Annotated in this window: 15 protein-coding genes; 6 read left to right on the top strand and 9 right to left on the bottom strand. The window is 62.9% G+C overall.

Annotated features, from left to right (window positions below; all coding sequences use genetic code 11):
- Nucleotides 1-19: 19 nt before the first annotated feature.
- On the bottom strand, nucleotides 20-580 hold the full coding sequence (locus WDS16_RS04500) for a hypothetical protein (RefSeq protein WP_338890823.1): 561 nt from the start codon (nucleotides 578-580) through the stop codon (nucleotides 20-22).
- 349 nt (nucleotides 581-929) lie between these two features.
- Here WDS16_RS04500 and WDS16_RS04505 point away from each other — a divergent pair, with 349 nt between their 5' ends.
- Nucleotides 930-3,788 (top strand): AAA family ATPase, encoded by a 2,859-nt coding sequence (locus WDS16_RS04505; RefSeq protein WP_338893244.1) that lies wholly within the window; start codon nucleotides 930-932, stop codon nucleotides 3,786-3,788.
- Nucleotides 3,789-4,003: 215 nt separating this feature from the next.
- On the top strand, nucleotides 4,004-6,607 hold the full coding sequence (locus WDS16_RS04510) for a LuxR family transcriptional regulator (protein WP_338890825.1): 2,604 nt from the start codon (nucleotides 4,004-4,006) through the stop codon (nucleotides 6,605-6,607).
- Between the two features lie 18 nt (nucleotides 6,608-6,625).
- On the opposite strand, the gene WDS16_RS04515 is transcribed toward WDS16_RS04510, so the two are convergent.
- The 7 genes from WDS16_RS04515 to WDS16_RS04545 form a co-directional block, all read right to left on the bottom strand.
- Nucleotides 6,626-6,910 (bottom strand): hypothetical protein, encoded by a 285-nt coding sequence (locus WDS16_RS04515; RefSeq protein ID WP_338890826.1) that lies wholly within the window; start codon nucleotides 6,908-6,910, stop codon nucleotides 6,626-6,628.
- Nucleotides 6,911-6,922: 12 nt separating this feature from the next.
- Nucleotides 6,923-8,143 (bottom strand): ISL3 family transposase, encoded by a 1,221-nt coding sequence (locus WDS16_RS04520; protein ID WP_422395698.1) that lies wholly within the window; start codon nucleotides 8,141-8,143, stop codon nucleotides 6,923-6,925.
- 152 nt (nucleotides 8,144-8,295) lie between these two features.
- On the bottom strand, nucleotides 8,296-9,126 hold the full coding sequence (locus WDS16_RS04525) for an NAD(P)/FAD-dependent oxidoreductase (protein WP_338890827.1): 831 nt from the start codon (nucleotides 9,124-9,126) through the stop codon (nucleotides 8,296-8,298).
- A gap of 269 nt (nucleotides 9,127-9,395) precedes the next feature.
- Entirely contained in the window at nucleotides 9,396-9,749 is a 354-nt protein-coding gene (locus tag WDS16_RS04530; RefSeq protein WP_338890829.1) for a UBP-type zinc finger domain-containing protein, read from the bottom strand.
- Between the two features lie 169 nt (nucleotides 9,750-9,918).
- A complete protein-coding gene (locus WDS16_RS04535; protein ID WP_338890831.1) occupies nucleotides 9,919-10,332 on the bottom strand; it encodes a hypothetical protein in 414 nt (137 codons plus the stop codon).
- 90 nt (nucleotides 10,333-10,422) lie between these two features.
- Nucleotides 10,423-11,088, bottom strand: a complete 666-nt coding sequence (locus WDS16_RS04540; protein ID WP_338890833.1) for an SDR family oxidoreductase — start codon at nucleotides 11,086-11,088, stop codon at nucleotides 10,423-10,425.
- Between the two features lie 4 nt (nucleotides 11,089-11,092).
- Nucleotides 11,093-12,082, bottom strand: a complete 990-nt coding sequence (locus WDS16_RS04545; RefSeq protein WP_338890835.1) for a hypothetical protein — start codon at nucleotides 12,080-12,082, stop codon at nucleotides 11,093-11,095.
- A gap of 561 nt (nucleotides 12,083-12,643) precedes the next feature.
- Between WDS16_RS04545 and WDS16_RS04550 the strand changes: the two genes are divergently transcribed.
- Entirely contained in the window at nucleotides 12,644-12,988 is a 345-nt protein-coding gene (locus tag WDS16_RS04550) for an MFS transporter (protein ID WP_338890837.1), read from the top strand.
- Between the two features lie 80 nt (nucleotides 12,989-13,068).
- Here the strand turns inward: WDS16_RS04550 and WDS16_RS04555 are convergent, their stop codons facing one another.
- On the bottom strand, nucleotides 13,069-13,530 hold the full coding sequence (locus WDS16_RS04555; protein WP_338890838.1) for a MarR family transcriptional regulator: 462 nt from the start codon (nucleotides 13,528-13,530) through the stop codon (nucleotides 13,069-13,071).
- A 54-nt stretch (nucleotides 13,531-13,584) separates the two neighbouring features.
- Here WDS16_RS04555 and WDS16_RS04560 point away from each other — a divergent pair, with 54 nt between their 5' ends.
- The 3 genes from WDS16_RS04560 to WDS16_RS04570 all read left to right on the top strand — a co-directional run bounded on the left by WDS16_RS04560 (nucleotide 13,585) and on the right by WDS16_RS04570 (nucleotide 16,664).
- Nucleotides 13,585-13,929, top strand: coding sequence for a VOC family protein (locus tag WDS16_RS04560; protein ID WP_338890840.1), 345 nt, complete (start codon nucleotides 13,585-13,587; stop codon nucleotides 13,927-13,929).
- A 17-nt stretch (nucleotides 13,930-13,946) separates the two neighbouring features.
- Complete coding sequence (locus WDS16_RS04565) at nucleotides 13,947-15,149, top strand: MFS transporter (RefSeq protein ID WP_338890842.1); 1,203 nt, start codon at nucleotides 13,947-13,949, stop codon at nucleotides 15,147-15,149.
- Nucleotides 15,150-15,269: 120 nt separating this feature from the next.
- The gene (locus WDS16_RS04570; protein WP_338890844.1) at nucleotides 15,270-16,664 is read left to right on the top strand and encodes an IS1380 family transposase; all 1,395 of its coding nucleotides are present in this window, start codon (nucleotides 15,270-15,272) and stop codon (nucleotides 16,662-16,664) included.
- The last annotated feature ends 24 nt before the right edge of the window (nucleotides 16,665-16,688 follow it).

Consider the following 16,688-nt stretch of genomic DNA (forward strand, 5'->3'; position numbering starts at 1 on the left):
GATTCCTCTTGTGTGTCGGTTACGCGGCGGCTTCGGCGGCGCGGGCCTTGGCGAAGTTGGCGATGCTCTGGGCGTAGTGCGGGGTCTCGAGCTCGCAATGCTGCCCGGAGGCCTGCTGCCGAGCCGCGGCCGCTTCCTCGAAACTCTGACCGCCGGCGGTGATGAACTCGAGAAATTCCTCGGTCGGGTGCGAGGTGACGGTGTTGACGTAGCGCAGGTTGTCGCCGTCGAGCTGTTCGATGCCCAGCTCCCAGATGACCTGGGTGGTGGTCCAACCGGCAGGGGAGAGGACATCGGAGATCGAGACCATCTTGCAGTAGTGCTTGCTTGCCACCGCGAAGCGGTACTGCTGGATGACCAGGCCGGTGCCGATCATTTCGACGTTGATCGACATCGGGGTTCCGTCGTCGTCGACGGTGTAACCGGCCGCCTTGTGATCGCCGGGTGCGCAACGCTGGTATTCGTGGGTCGGCAGCGTCTTGAGCCACTGTTCGATGTCGATGTAGTCGAACGGTGCGGTCACATCAGCGGTGACCACTGCGTGCGAGAGCTGCAGATCGGGTCGAGGAGTTGCACTCATGGGAATGTCCTTGGGGTTCGAGCCGGCGTGACGGCGGGAATTGCGGACGGTGGCCCGCGGTATCGACGCTAGGTGCGGCTCTTGGTTGGCACATCACCTTCACGAAGGCGGCACATCGCATGTTGACCCGTACAGCTGAAAACTGTCGCGCTCGACTGCGAAAATGAGTCTTTCAACCGATGCGCGATCGAGAACAATGGTCGAAGCTCAGTCCAACGTCGCCGCACCCTCGGAGATGGCAACGGGATCGGGACATTGCCTTGTCCGACGCAGTCGGAGCCCAGGTCGACAGCCTCTGGTGGTCGCAGCATGCTCGAACAAATCCCGCAGGAAGTAGGTTCATTGCGTGATGATCAACAGGGCAGCGGGGGTCAGCGGGGAAGAACTTGTCGACCCGGATGACGAGCACCGAGCTCGTTGGGCACGCCTGTCGTCTGGCACGACGTCTGGACGCTTTCGCTTGCCCATTCGCGGTCGCGCGCGCGAAACGGCCGCAATCGGTCGGGGCATCGACGAGACGCTATCGGGAAAGCGTTCGGTGACGTTGGTGGTCGGTGATCCGGGGATCGGTAAGACCCGCCTGCTGCAGCACGCACTCGAGACTGCGGACTCGCGCGGCCTTCCGACAATGGTAGTCGCGCCGGAGATCGATTCTCATCTGACGCCACTCGGAGCGATGATCGATGCCGGTACGTGTGCAGGGTTACTCTCTGCCGGAGAGCTGGCCACGATTTTACGTGGTGCCGCCCCCCAGTATGGTCTGACCAGACTGATTGCTGATGCCCTCGAAGTCGCGTCCAGCGCCTCCGCGTCCGTGGTTGTTGTCGATGACTTGCAATGGCTCGACGTGGGATCGCTGGGTGCCATCACCGCGCTGATTCGCGACCTTCAGAGCGTTCCCGTGTACTGGCTTTTGGCCACGCGCACGGGCGTATACAGCGCTGCCCACCAACGTTTCCTGACTCACATCGTCTCGTTGACGCACCCGCTCGAGCTCACGCCCCTGAGCAGCACTGCGGTGGGATCGATCACCCAGGATGCACTCGGCGGTTCAGCAGGTCCTGGACTGCAGCATGCGGTGGAAAGAGCTGGCGGTTTTCCGCTGCTAGTCCTCGAGATGCTCGGGGGGCTCGAAGAAGAAGGATTGCTGGCACCCACGGGCGGGGCGATCGACATCGCCGGCGACACAGTTCCCGCGCGGTTCGGTACCTCGGCTCGTGAGCGGCTCACCCACGTCAGTCCCGAAGCGCTTCGTATTATGCAGGTCGCCAGTCTCTACGGGCGCGAGTTCTCGATCAACGGAGTACTCGAGGTGTTGGGCCACACTGCGATAGCCGCGGCACCGGCGATCCAGGAGCTGCTCAATCTCGAATTCATCGTCGACACGGGCACGGCGCTTGCGTTCCGTCACGACACCATTCAGGCCGCCGCCGCCGACAGCCTTGCGCCGAGTTTGCGCAGGGCCATGGGCCGAGAAGTACTGCACAAACGTCTACGCTCCGGTGAGGGCGTAAGTGCTCTCGCTGCCATGATTGCCTCGGTCGCCGATGCAGGCGACGATGATTCCATCAAGTTGCTCTTCGACGCCGCCAATGCGCTGGCTGCCACGGACATGCAGGGTGCAGCAGATCTGGTCATCATCGGTGGACGGCTAGCGGCGGGGCGGGCGGTGCACGCCGAACGCATAGCCGCACTACTTCCGTTCGTCCTCGCCGCCGGTCGACCGGACGACGCCACGCACATCATCAATTCACTGCTGCCAGTTCTGAGTCCCGACTCGCGCGCCCGGGTCGGCTTAGCAGTGGCTCGGCAACTCACCGAGTCGGATTTCAACGGTGCCATCGACGAAACGACTGCAGCACTGAATATTCCAGGAGTGTCGGACGAGACGACAGTGAAGCTTCTTGCCGTGCGTGCGCTGAATTATGCGAACAAAGCGGACGCCGTGGGGCTACGGCAAAGCCTTGCACAGGCGCGGGCCGTCGCAGACGATGATCGAGACGGATATGCCCTCGCCACTATAGATGCCACCGAATCGGTCCTGTTGTTCAATCAGGGTCAGTTTCACGCCGCTGATCGGCTGCAACGTCAGGCTCTCGACCGAGTGATCAGGACGGGAAATCCTGCACTGTGGCTGCCCGAGGGTTTGTGGTTGGCGTTCATGCGCAACAGCCTGGGTTACAGCTGGGAGGCGCTCAGAATCATCGAAGCGGGATTGGTAGAGGCGAACGTCGCGAGCAATGTCACCGCCGAGGCCTATTGGATGATGGTGCGCGCACGAACGCTGTTCGATCTCGGCCGACTCGACGACGCACGCACGCAAGCCGAAACTGTACTCGACTTAGCAGCGGACCTCGGTCTCGGCGACTTCACCAACGCCACTGCGGGCATTGTGCTTCATAGAGTCGCGCTGTACACAGGGGACAACGAACTACTCGACACCGCGCGACCACTCGTCGAGCAACTCGCGGACGGTGTGGGCCTGACCAGAACAGGCCGATGGAGTCTCGTCATCGAAGCGGTCGTTGCCGGCGACCTGGCAACTGCGTACGACCGTTCTGCACTAGCGGTCGAGTCATTGACGGATCCGATTCCGTCGATGAACTCGCCAGCGGACTTCGCCGACGACATCACGCTGGCATATGTGTGCCGCGAGTTGGGGAAATCGTCGACCCTCGACGTGATCGTCGACATCGCCGCCGATCGTGCCGACCGGAACCCGGGAAACGACCTTGTGCGCGCAGTCGCAACCGCCACGAACGGTATACGTGAGCGATCCTCTGCCGAGTTGATGCGGGCAGTCGCGCAGTTGCAGCCCGTGAGTCGCCCGTTGGTTCAAGCTCAGCTGTTGGAGACGGCATCGTGGTACGGGCACGAAGGACAGGGGATGACAGAGGCGTTGATCCGGGCACTCGGCATCTACGAAGAGCTCGGTGCCGTGCGCGCCGCGAGCAGGGTGCTTCAAACGCTACGACACCAGGGCGTACGAACCCGCTTCAAGTCGAAACTTGACGACAGGAGCGGTCTGACGGCGCGCGAGCACCAGGTTGCAGGCCGAATTGCGGCGGGGCTGACCACCAAACAAATAGCTCTGGACTTGGCGTTGTCACACCACACCGTGGTCACCCACATTCGGCACATTTACGAAAAGTGGGGAACGAACACCCGGCGAGAGGTAGCGGAGCGCTTTCGGGCGCTGGCGGACTGACGTCCTCAGCGACACCCGGCGACGCTGCACGGCGTAATGGTCCTTATGCGAAAACCGTACGAATGCAGACGATTCAACGTGGGGTGTCCGGTTGTCTGTTTTGTCCGGTGGAACATCGCATGCATGCGATGCCAGCGGCGCAAACATGCGATGTGCCTCCGGTCGGCCCGACTTAGTGTTCCTTCAATCACCTCGCAGCGAAGAAGGAACGGTCAATGCAGCCATGGGAGCCCGACGATCGCACACTGATCGGGCGCGACTCGCTACTCGAAGAGGCCCGCCTGTGCCTCTCGGACGTACCCGGTCACCGCCGAATACTCCTCATTTCCGGCGGCCGAGGAATAGGTAAGTCCGTACTGGTCAACGCAATTGGACAACGCGCGCGGAGCCAACAACACGAGGTGCACGCAGTGCAATGCGGCGGCGCGACTGGCAGCGCCGAGACGGTCGTTCTCGCGATCGACGTCGCATGCAGGTCAGGACTGCACGGCGACGGATCGCCTGTCGGCAAACCGCCGCTGCTCTTGATCGACGATCTTCACCATCTCGAGCCTGCTGTGCGCGAGGGGATCGCTTCGACCATCAAGGCCGCTGCACACACCCATGACCTGCGATGTATTGCCACCACCACCGACGACGCGACACCATCAGCATGGCGCGAATTCTCGCTGCAGACCCTCCACCCGCTGAACGACCGCGAGATCGGCGCGCTGCTACGCCTGCGAGGACTTCACGCACCAGCGACGCACTCGAACGACATCTACATCCGCGCCGAAGGTAACCCCTTGGCCGCCATAGAACTCTCACGCGCGCCATCGGACCGAGTCGACTTCGATCTGAGTCCGAGGCCCGTTATGACGGGTCCGTTGAAGGACGCCGGAAGAGAGCTACTCGCCTCCCTCGATCGCGCCGGACGCACTACTGCGCTCCGCGAAGTTCTCGCGCGCAATGTACTCGGCGCTATACAAGAAAATGAACTCCCCGTCGGCACCGGCCATCACTGCCATCTGCCCGGGCAGGTGGATGTCACCGCACGCCTGCTCGTCCACGCCGAGGCCACCCCCGAGGAACTGCATGCCGGCCACCGCGAACTCGCCGACGATCCATCTCTTCCCCACCACCTCAGACTGCTGCACCTGTCCCTGGCATCGGAAAAGCCCGACGACGACCTGGCGGATCGTCTGGAATTCCTCGCCGAGGATCTTGTGGCCGCATTACGTTATCGGTCCGCGGTCCTGGTGCTGTGTCGAGCCGCAGCGCTGGCCACCGCGGGCAGTCGCACATCGATGCTGCTCGCACGGGCCGCGTCGATAGCTGCCTTCGCAGGACATGTCGCCCTTGCACACGCGATCGTCCAGCGTGAACGGAGCTGTACTCTACGACCCGATACTGCAAGCACGGCCGCCACGACTGCCTTCCTGCAGTTCGTCGCCGAAGATGACGTTCGATCGGTGCTGGCCGACGTCCTGAGAACGGTCGAAGCGTTGGCGTCGCCAACGTCGCATCCAGACTCTCTCAATCAGCTCCTCGCCTCGGCGTTTGCTTACGCCGTCACTGACGGAGACGTCGACGCGATCGAGCGTGTCGTGGAGCTGGCCGAGACCCACCACCGCGCGTTGGACCCGGTCAACACGCTGATCAGCCGAACGCTGTCACCGGCAGGCTCGACAGGGCACATATGTGCTCTTGACGACCGTGCGCTAAGGGGCGCGGTACTCGCGTCGCTCCGCGGCGGTGAACCGTGGAAACCAGTGCTCTTGCACCTCGCACTGCCTTTCTTGTCCTGGCATCCTGGGGATTATCGGTGGCTGAACGAACGGTTCGACCTCCGAACGAGGCTGTGTCCCACACTCGTCGACATCGCATTGCTGAAAGACCAGGCTTCCGCAACCGCCCGAGGACGCTACCGATATGCAGTCGAACAGGCCGGTCGGCGGACCAGGGAAGGCATGCCGAGCTTCTTCGGCCGACACAGGGACACCCTCAGTGCGCTGACAGCCAGTCTTCGTGGCGATCTTGCTGCCGTGGCCGGATCGGCGGACTCCGCCGCTCGAATGTCTGCGGAGGTACACGACGCCGTGATCACCATCGACCTCATCTCACGTAATCGTCATGAAGCCGCTTTCGAGCGTGTACGACACAGCGAGTCGTCGGTAGCGGTGTGGCTACGCGATCCGTACGGGCCGTTGAGAATGATCGATTTCGTCGAATGCTGTGTGCGGCTGGGTCGCCCCGGCGACGGTCGGACATACCTCGACAGGGTGCACCGGTCTAGACCCGACTTCTGGTCGACGCGCCACGCGGCGCTCATGACGGCGGCGGAAGCCATTCTGGCCGAGAACTGCAACGACGCGATGTTCGAGCTCGCGCTCGGCGACATCCGGAAGTCGGGGTGGTCGTTCGATCTGCCCCGGGTAACCCTCGCCTATGGGGAGTGGCTTCGTCGCAACCACCGCATCCTCGACAGTCGTCGCCATTTGGTTCAGGCTGTTGCCCTCTTCGACGGGCTCGGCGCAGTGCACTGGGTACGTCGGGCGGAGGAGGAACTACGCGCAGCAGGATCTACACAGCGTGACTCGGCAACCGGCTTTCCTTTCGCCGAACTGACCGGACAAGAACATCGGATTGCGTCCATGGCTGCGTCCGGGTTGACGAACAAGGAAATTGGGCGGGAGTTGTACTTGTCTGCTCGTACCGTCAGCGGGCATCTGTATCGGGTGTTTCCCAAATTGCAGATAACCAAGCGGTCGGCCCTCCGGGACGCTCTGGTTCGCTACGACGAAGAACGCGCACCGCGGACAACGGCGATGGCGGGGTGAGGGCTTTCGATGTCGAGATCACTCGACAGTCGACAGATAGCTGTGGACGAAGGTCACCGCCATCGCACCTTCACCGACCGCCGAGGCCACGCGTTTGACCGAATTGCGGCGCACGTCGCCGGCGGCGAAGAACCCGGGCACCGCTGTTTCGAGGTAGTACGGTGCCCGCTTGAGCGGCCACGTAGCTCTACGGGATTCTTCTTCTAGGTCAAGACCGGTGACCAGGAAACCCTGGTGATCGCGAACCACCGGCGTCTGTGCTGCCCAGTCACTGTCGGGTTCCCCTCCGATGCACACGAACACGCGTGCCCCTCCTTACGTTTGTGTGGGGAGTTTGACCTCGATTCCACCGAGGTTCAGGTAGATCATCGCCTTGAGTGATTCAGCGGAATGATGACCGTAACCACGGGCGTTGATCAGCCTGATCTTCGAGTTGATTCCCTCGATGAGAGCATTCGAGATCCCTAGCTCGATTGCCGCACAGATCGCCTCCGCTTTCTTCTCGATCATGCGGGCCAGTTGTACGAACGCGATGATCCCGCAGGACCGCGCTTCCTCGATCCAACGCCGCAAGTAACGCACGGCATTGGAGGGCGCGACCTTGCGGTAGAGATCGCGGAACTGTTCCTTCAAACGCCACGCAGTCCCGACTTCGGTGTCGGCATTGATGACCGTTCGCAGCAGCGACTTGTGAGTCTTGGTCAGCCGATTCTTACCCAGCCGCAACGCTGTTCGAGCCTTGCGCCATTGGGGCGCCTGCATCGTCAACGTACGACGAACCGACGCCGCATCGGAGAACACTCGGTCCAGAGCACGGTTGACCCACTGCATGACATGAAAGGGATCCATGCATTGGCGGGCGCGCGGGACGTGATGTTCGGCGGCGGCCCGGAAAGCCGGAGACCCGTCCATCGACACCACCTGCACCGCGCCTCGTTCCCGGGCGGACTGTTGCTCGAAAAATTCCGAAAACGACTCACGCCCTCGGCCCTCGGCGATGTACACGACCTTGCCGGTGTCGTGATCGCCGACGATGGTGAGGTACTTGTGCGGATGCCGATAGCAGATTTCGTCGACACCGATCCGATACAGCCTGTCGAGCCGACGCGAATCGATCAACGCATCGACCGCCCGCGTGACGATGGAGGTGACCGTACGCCACGCACAGCGCATCAACGTCGAGACCGAGGTGCGATCGGTACGCGTCACCAGCCACAGCACTGTGTCTTCGAAGTCCCGCGTGTGTCGTGCTCTCGGCCTTGCCCACGGCACGTCCTCGGTTCGAACGCCGCAGGTCGGGCACTCTATTCGGTGGATCGAGTAGACCAGCCACACCTTGTGGCGACCGAAATCGAGATGCCGCCACCGTCTGGGCGCCTGGTCGTACGATGCGGCAGTGGTGTACCCGCACGGACACTTCGACCGCCGCGCACGACGCCGCAACACGACCTCGACGGAGCTATCTGTGATCGACACATCCGATACCGATGCACCGGGAATCTGAAGCAGACGGTTAAATGCAGTACTGACGCGCACGTGTAGCGGCCCTCCGGGTTGAGGTTGGTGTAGGAACCCCGAAATCTAGAGGCCCAGCACGTGCGCGTCCCTCATCTCACCGGCAACTCGCCGAACACTGCGTCCAACAACACAACCCACCCTGAACAGCAGAAATGGCGCCCACACAAACCTCAGGAGCGCCACACGCGTTCGGTCTCGACCGAGTCGACCGTTCCGGTTCGGGCGTCGTCGATTCGAATGGAGGTGAGACTGTCGGTGCCGTCGAGCGCGGTCACTCTGCTGCAGGTGCGAATGGTGACGTTGGGCTGTTGAGTGACCCTTCGTTCGAGGTAGGCCGACAACGTCGCGGACAGGCTCGGTCCGCGGACCAGCATGGTGACGTGCTTGGCGTAGGCCGAGAGGTTCATGACCGCTTGGCCGGCGGAATTCCCCCCACCGACGACGAACACTTCCAGGTCCTCGCACGTGGGTGCCTCGCTGGTCCCTGCACCGTAGAACAGGCCGCGTCCAATGAACTCGTCTTCACGAGCTAGACCCAGACGCCTCCATTCGACCCCTGTTGCGCAGATATTCGACCGCGCTACCAGCGTGGTTCCGTCGTTGAGAGTGGTGCGTATGCGGTTGCCGGTGAACTGAGCCTGTAGCCCGTCGCGCATCAGCAGCAGTTCCGCGCCGAACGCCACGGCTTGCTGACGGGCGCGCTCGGCCAATTCTCGACCGGAGATTCCACCCGGAAACCCCAGGTAGTTCTCGATCAGGCTGCTGTAGCCGGCTTGGCCTCCTATCGCTTCTCGTTCGAGCACGACAACGCTCAGGCCCTCCGATGCCGCGTACACCGCAGCCGAGAGTCCCGCAGGGCCTGCCCCGTAGACGCAGACGTCGTATTCGCGTAGTTTCGGCTGCTTCACCCATCCCAGCCGGTTTGCGATATCGGCAACGCTAGGGGAGTGCAGGCGCGTTCCATCGGGAAGTTCGACGATCGGCAGAGCGGCATCTGTCATGGGGACACCGATAAGTCGCATGCAGTCAAGATCGTTGTCGATGGCGGTCCACGAGAAATGGACGACGCTGCGGCTGAGAAAGTCTCGGACTTCGAAGGCGCGGCGGCACTGACTTCGACCGTAAACCTGCACGAGCTCGGTGGTGTGCGCCGGGGTCGGCATCATGAAAATTGGCCTTTCGGTGGCGTGGGGTCACTACAGCCGACGAAGTGGGCGAGGCGGCTATACAGCGAGGTCGAAACCCCGGCTTGGTGGGCGGATAGCTGGTGCTACAACGTCAGCCGAGCAAATGCGCCCAGCTTTTTTGGTAGCCGGTCGGCGGGGCCTGGGACCGATTGATCTACCGGATGACTCCGGGGTGGTTCGAGTGCTGCTTCTGTGGCGAGGAATTGGCGTGTTCCGTAGTCCCAGAACCATCCTTCGCCGGGTTCGAAGCTTTGGATGACGCGGTGTCCGGTTGCTCTGGCATGGGCGCTGGCGTGGCGGTGCAGCGAGTCATCGCAGCATCCGACATGACCGCATTTGGCACACCGGCGCAGGTGCACCCACCAACTGCCGGTCCGGTTGCATTCGACACAGCCGGCAACACTGGGCGGAACTGTCGGATCGATGAAGTCGTGCATGCTGCTCGTGGTTGCCTTTCGGGCGTCGGTCCGCAGTGCAGTGGCAGCAGGCTGCGGACCGACGCCAGCCGCAGCGTGCTGCGGAGTGCGAATGAAGTACTGCTCTTCGGACTGTGAACGGACAGTATTGGGGAAAGCGCTGTGTGACTGCCGATTTCGCGGCGGGTGTCTACTCGACGAACAGCTGGACGCCGTTCGGCTGCCACTGGCACAGGAAGTTTCTCTCCGCACGTTCCTTCACAAGAAGTTCCCCGAGGTCGAAGCATTCGAGCTCGGTCGCGAAAGGTCCCCCGTAGGCGATGTACTGGCTGCCCCCCAGCACGATGAACCTGCTGTATTCGAGGCCTGGAAACGACTCGACCCGAACGATGTCGCGCCCGAACTCGGACGGTTGATAGTGCACTGCCGACGCCCCCAGTGGAACCGATCCTGCAGGCACCGGCAGATGGGTTCCCCTCGGTAGGTGTACGTACAGATCGTGGGTGGTGCTGTCCTCGGCGAATGCCGGTCCGGCCAGGGCGAGGCTGGCGGCAACTGTCAGGACAGCAGATCCGGCGATTGCGGCCAGACGTAGAAGTTTCATGAGGGTTCCTTCGGAAGGTGCCGCCGTGACGCGGCAGGATCGATTGGGTTGTAGCGCAATGTTTTCCGACTTTCCTGGCAAGTGCCTGAGTCAAATGACCCGCCGCGTGACAGGTGAGTTGTGGCACCCGCGGCGGCGGAACTCGAGATCCGGTCGGATCTGCACGGTGGCTGGCGGACTCGCGCTGTACGCTGCCCGATAGAGGCTCTCCGAGGCTCGTCGCCAAGATCCGAGCGAGCTGCCGGGCAGTTGGCTCCTCACTACCGTCAGACCGCCCGAGTACGGAACCAACAGCGATCTCAAGGCGTCGCCCAGTGAGATACTGCTCAACGCTGCGGCCTCATCGATTGTTGCGCAACGGTGCTCACGCCGTGACGCGAGGTGCATGTTGAATACGTGACCCTCGCCTTGAGCTCGGAAGAGGGGTGCCGCGGCTCGTGTCATGTTGATCATCCCGAAGGGGTTGACGTGCAGGAGTGCGTTCCCGCAAGGTGCCGCGTCGGTAGCTGGTCCTGGTGCATTGACGAGAAGATCCAACCGGCCGAAATTGCTGATCGTGATGCTCATTGCCCGCTCCGCGTCACGGGCGTCGTCGATGTCGACCTCGATGGTGACGGTGGGGCAGATGCGAGATAGCGCCGTGAGGTTGCCGTCCAAACCCGGGGGTACGAGCTCGACCACGACATTGTCGCCAACGCTCGACACTCGGTGGGCGAGTGCCCAACCGCACCGACGCCCGGTCCGGTGAACATCCATACACTCATCGTCTGGGCTCAGCTGCTGGTCGCCGGTGTACGTACTGTGCGCACCCGACAAGGGTGTCGCCCCCAAGGTGTGGGTAGTGGTGCCCCAGGGTGAGCGGTTCGACGACACCACGGCGCATCGCAGTGATGGAATCGCTGAGCGCGATGGTCGCCGCAACGAGCTCTGTGCCGCCGCGCGCTATGCCAATCGGTCGGTGTCGACTCGTCGACGATGTGTGGTGCAATTCGAGATGCACCTCGTGGCACACGCGCACTATCGCATCGCACTCCTTCGACATCGCCGAGTTCCGGGCGAAGCCCCGAACGCTGGGCTCTCGATCGGCGCGCGCTCTCATCGTCGATTGCACGTGCAGCGCCACCTGATGGAACACCGACGCCGTTGTGCAAGTGCTTTCGCGCAACGTCGATGCTGCCTGCCGGTTGTTCATCGCGCCGCGGCCGGGGGCAACGAAGGGCAGCTCGGTCGATTCCGTCAAATATCTGCTGACTGCATGCATGTCGAGGGTCGGGCGCGAACCATCGGACGGGCAACCGAACGACACGGTAAACGGTCCGTCCACCGCTTTCCGCGCGGTCTCGACGGTCGATGAAAGCTGCTGCGCCCAGTGCGCCGCGAACTCTCGATCCCTTTGGCTATCCCACGTCCCGATGACAGTTGGCTCGCCGTCGAGGCGTCGGCTGTACTGGCGCAGAGCGTTGCCGAGTAGTGCGGCGGTGGGCAACAGGATGCGCGAGACCTCGAGCGCGGCGGCCACCGTGGCCGCGGCCGCCGCGCTCGCGGACCCCTCCTGCAACGAGGCGACATCGGCGATGCAGACGCCTCCGCCTGCTGCACCGGCCAACAGCTCGCAGGCGCGATCCGCGATCAACCGGTCCATGAGCGAGCCGCCTTCGCACCTGTGTGCGTCTCGGCGCTGGCTCGTGAACAGTTCGTCGAGGTCACCATCGAGGACGTGGGTCGCAGCCGCTGTGATCGCACCAGCCACGTGCAGAGGTAGCACCCCCCGCGCCCCGTTCGAGAACGCCGCAGCACGGCGCAAGTGCCCATACGCGTGCAAGATCTCCACCGGACGTGTCGAGCAGTCGACGTCCTGGCTATACCCTGCAAAGGGTCCTGCGCTCGCGGACAATGGGGCACCTGCGGTACACCCGGAGCCCGTAGTCGAGCCAGTCGAGCATGCATCGGGGTTCCAGCGATACCCCTGATCGGGAACGTTTCGCCTTCCACGCGAACACTTACGCACGGCCATCGCGATTTCCCTTCCTCCAGTGATCGACGAGGCACCCACTGCGCGATCGCGTCATCTGTGTGCGTCGGCAGTTCAGTGGCGACATGTCCCTGTCATGTTTCGGGTGAGCGGTTGCTCAGGCATGCGTCAAACGACCTCGAACGGTTGAGTCACAACAGATTCGAGCTTCACCGCCGGGTCAATCCCGGACGTCAATTGACGCATGCCGCTCGCCGGTCTGCGCGGCATACTCGGTCCGACTCGTCACCTCCACGGCGATGCACGCTGCGGCTCGTTCCGCCGACACGAAAGACCCGCATGACTGCCACCATCCCGCACTCGGCCACATCACCGGTTATGCGATATACCACCTTGGCAATTTGCTGCAGCAGTGTGCTTGTCGCGTCGCTGGACAACACCATCGTCAACGTCGCCCTACCGTCGATCGCTCGGGATCTGGATGCGTCGCTGTCGACTTTGCAATGGACTGTCGATGCGTACTTGCTGGTGTTGGCCAGTCTGCTCATGTTCTCCGGCTCGATTGCGGACCGATTCGGACGCAAACGCACGTTCGCAACAGGCCTGGTGATCTTCACCGTCGGTTCAGCCATGTGCGGGATGTCGACTTCTCTGCACCTGTCAAACCCCAGCAAATCTGTTTGATCTAGCCCCAGGGTTTCCGCCTATGGGGACGATTCGCCGGTCCAACCTCGTTGATTGGTCGGAGGTTTGCGCGGTCGGCGCTATCCGTCAGTGACGGGCATGACGCGTGCTGTGGAAGGAATGCACGTTGCGAGATCTTCGCGTAGCCGTAGTTGCCGCTCCGGGGTCAACGGCGCGAACAGCTGCTTTTCCACCGCCCGTACGGCGATGCTGGCACGTCGCAGAATTGTCTGACCGTCGTCGGTGAGTTCGGTCGGTAGCGCACGGCCGTGGGGAGCCTCGACGGGTCGGGTGAGCAGCCCGCGCTCTTGCAGTCGGCGGAGCACCAGGTTCATCGACTGCCGTGTCACGAAAGCGCGACGGGCCAGCTCGGAACTGGACAACCCGGCGTTTTGCCCGAGTAGCTCCAAACAGGCGTACTGCGGGACGGTCAGGTCGAGCGGCCGAAGCGTCTCATCCATCGCAGTGCGCAGCGAAGCATGCACCTGCTTGAGGACATACCCCACCGAGAGCCCCAATTCACCGACTAGCTCTTGATTCATGTCAGCAGTGTGACATAGGCTCAATGTCAACACACTGACATAAGGAGGCTGTCCATGGCTGGCAACGTCACGTACTTCGAAGTACCCAGTAGCGACATCGAGGCGACTCAGCGGTTCTGGGGTTCGCTGTTCGGTTGGAAGTTCAACAAGGGGAACTTCCCGGGCTACTCGATGATCGACGGGCCCACCCCAATGGGCGGTGCGCCACACGAGGATTCGTCACGGCACCCGCGAATCTTCTTCGCCGTCGACGACATCCATGCGGCCGTCGAGCGGGTGCGAGAACTGGGCGGCACTGCAGAGGATCCTGTGACGATTCCATCCGGGGCGTTCGCCCACTGCGTCGACGACCAAGGTGTGGAGTTCAGCCTCTCCCACGAGCCGGAGGGATCGGCTTGAGCCGGGCGTCTACTCGAATGGCCACCACGACGCCGAGCCTGTTCAGATCGCTTCTACCGCTGGCGGTAGCGACCTTTGCGGTCGGGACCGACGCGTTCGTGATCGCTGGTCTTCTGCCCGCTATCGCAGCTGACCTCGACGTCACTGTCGCGGCGGCCGGGCAGTTGGTGACCGTGTTCGCGTTGACGATCGCGGTCACGGCACCGGTGCTGGGTTGGCTGTTGAGTGGACTCGATCGTCGGAAAGCGCTCCAACTTGCGCTGGCTGTATTTGTGGTCGGCAATATCGTGACCGCGTTGAGCTCTAGCTTCCCGATCATGATGATGGCCCGGTTCGTTACAGCTCTAGGAGCGGCAACGATCACAGCCACAGCGGCGAGTGCGGCGGTGGCGATTGCGCCCGCGGAGCGTCGCGGTCGCGCAATGGCGGTCGTCATCGGCGGCCTGACACTGTCGACTGCGTTGGGTATGCCTCTCGGCAACTTGATCGGCAGCGTCGATTGGCGGCTCACCCTGTGGGCCGTTGCAGGACTGGGAATTATTGCCGCAGTTGGGGTCTCGGTCTCATTGCCGAGAGTGTCGCTTCCGGCCGTCAGCCTAGTTGTCCGTCTCGCCCCGCTGCGTCAGGTCAACGTGCTCACGATATTGGGAGCAACGGCGCTGATCATGGCTGGGCATTACACCGTCTACACCTACTTGGGCGCGATCACGGCAGGAGCCACCGCGGGCTCGTTTACCAACGCGTTCACCGTGATTCTCCTCGCGTGGGGCGTCGGCGTGCTTGCCGGAAACTTCGCCGCTGGGTTCTGGGCCGATAAGGGTTCAGGGCTGGGAGCCGCTCTGGCAGCACTCGGCGGCGGCACCCTCCTACTGGCGATCAGCCCGCTCACAGTCAGCCACCTGATTACAGTGACCGTCTGGGCCGCTGTGTGGGGAGCCACCGACGGGATGGCCTCGGTAGTGCAGCAACACCGCCTGGTTGCGATCGCACCCGCATCCGCGCCGTTACTTTTCGGACTGAACTCCTCCGCGATCTACCTCGGCGTCGCGGCAGGAGGCTTCATCGGAGGCGGGGCGCTGGAGTGGCTAGCCCCCACTCTGCTTGGTGTCCCCGCAGCCGTGCTGGCTGTGCTCGCCACCTTGCTGACCATCGCTCAAAGCGGACGAGGCCGCACGAGAATCATACAGCGAGATCCAGGACGAAGCCCGACGAAACACTAGCCTGGGGCTTTCATGCCGGTAGTTAGTGGCGGCGTGTCAAGATGGTGGAATGGTGCCTTGAACTGGGAGAATTCGACTTACCACAGTTGAAACCCGACCAGTTCGAGAGGCACCATCCCGGTGAGTAAGTCTACGTCGCCCTACCCCGCCCTGTCTGTCGATGCCACCGGAGGCGGCATCGTGTCGCACGCCGGAGCGGTGACACTGCTCCGAACCGCGGACGCTACCGGGCTCACCGCAGCGTTGTCCGGGCAGCTTTCGTTGTGGCGGAAACCGTTGGCGCAGTTCGACCCCGGCAAAATCATCACCGACCTCGCCGTGTCGTTGGCGCTCGGTGGTGACTGCCTCGCCGACATCGCGACCCTGCGCGAACACACCGCCGTGTTCGGGAAAGTACCCTCCGACCCAACCGTCTCCAGACTGATCGCAACCTTGGCCGCAGATGCCCCTGCAGTCCTGACCGCCATCGACACTGCCCGAGCAGCCGCTCGCGCCGCAGCATGGAAACATGCCGGCAAGGACGCACCCGATCACGGCATCACCGCAGACAACCCGATCGTGATCGACCTCGACGCCACCCTCGTCACCGCCCACTCCGACAAACAGCTCGCCGCACCAACATACAAGCGCGGGTATGGCTTTCACCCACTCCTCGCCTTCGTCGATCACGGGCAGGCAGGGACGGGCGAGCCCCTCGCAGCACTGCTGCGCGCCGGCAACGCCGGCTCGAACACCGCCGCCGACCACATCGCCGTCACCCGCGCGGCGCTCGCACAACTGCCGTTCACCACCGGCGGCCGCCCCGGCAAGAAGGTACTGGTCCGCACCGATGGAGCGGGAGCCAGCCATGTCTTCATGTCGTGGTTGCATCGGCAGCGGGTGTCGTATTCGATCGGGTTCGGGCTCACCGACGCCATGGTCGCCGCACTGGGCGAGGTCCCCGACACTGCGTGGTCGGTCGCGGTCGACGCCGATGAGAAGGTCCGCGACGGTGCCTGGGTGATTGACGCGACCGGTGTCCTCGACCTCGGGGCATGGCCGCCGGGGATGCGTGTGGTGATCAGGAAGGAGCGCCCGCATCCGGGTGCTCAATTGCGTTTCACCGATACCGACGGACTGCGGCTCACTGCGTTCGCCACGAACACAGTCCGTGGTCAAGTTCAGGTTCTCGAACTGCGGCACCGTCGCCGTGCACGCTGCGAGGACCGGATCCGTATCGCGAAAGATACTGGGCTGAGCAATCTTCCGTTGCACGGGTTCGATCAGAATCGGATCTGGCTTGCCATCGTCGCTCTCGCACTCGACCTGACCGCGTGGACTCAGATGCTCGGTTTCACCGATCACGACGCTCGCAGGTGGGAGCCGAAACGGCTACGGTTGCGGATTTTTTCCGTCGCCGGACGCATCGCCCACCATGCCCGCCGCATCCACCTGCGACTGTCGAAAAATGCGACCTGGTCCGACCTGATCGTCACCGCACTGAACCGGTTGGCGGCACTGACCGCACCCGCCTGACCGAACCCACCGACCGATCGACCC

It is taken from the genome of Rhodococcus sovatensis, from assembly GCF_037327425.1.
Lineage (GTDB): Bacteria > Actinomycetota > Actinomycetes > Mycobacteriales > Mycobacteriaceae > Rhodococcoides > Rhodococcoides sovatense.

Excerpts from the sequence above, each read along its gene's own strand:
- WDS16_RS04560 (WP_338890840.1), top strand. The coding sequence starts at position 13,585 with ATGGCTGGCAACGTCACGTACTTCGAAGTACCCAGTAGCGACATCGAG.
- WDS16_RS04555 (WP_338890838.1), bottom strand. The coding sequence starts at position 13,530 with ATGAATCAAGAGCTAGTCGGTGAATTGGGGCTCTCGGTGGGGTATGTC.
- WDS16_RS04565 (WP_338890842.1), top strand. The coding sequence starts at position 13,947 with ATGGCCACCACGACGCCGAGCCTGTTCAGATCGCTTCTACCGCTGGCG.
- WDS16_RS04505 (WP_338893244.1), top strand. The coding sequence starts at position 930 with ATGATCAACAGGGCAGCGGGGGTCAGCGGGGAAGAACTTGTCGACCCG.
- WDS16_RS04525 (WP_338890827.1), bottom strand. The coding sequence starts at position 9,126 with ATGACAGATGCCGCTCTGCCGATCGTCGAACTTCCCGATGGAACGCGC.
- WDS16_RS04510 (WP_338890825.1), top strand. The coding sequence starts at position 4,004 with ATGCAGCCATGGGAGCCCGACGATCGCACACTGATCGGGCGCGACTCG.
- WDS16_RS04540 (WP_338890833.1), bottom strand. The coding sequence starts at position 11,088 with ATGGATGTTCACCGGACCGGGCGTCGGTGCGGTTGGGCACTCGCCCAC.
- WDS16_RS04535 (WP_338890831.1), bottom strand. The coding sequence starts at position 10,332 with ATGAAACTTCTACGTCTGGCCGCAATCGCCGGATCTGCTGTCCTGACA.
- WDS16_RS04500 (WP_338890823.1), bottom strand. The coding sequence starts at position 580 with ATGAGTGCAACTCCTCGACCCGATCTGCAGCTCTCGCACGCAGTGGTC.
- WDS16_RS04550 (WP_338890837.1), top strand. The coding sequence starts at position 12,644 with ATGACTGCCACCATCCCGCACTCGGCCACATCACCGGTTATGCGATAT.
- WDS16_RS04530 (WP_338890829.1), bottom strand. The coding sequence starts at position 9,749 with ATGCACGACTTCATCGATCCGACAGTTCCGCCCAGTGTTGCCGGCTGT.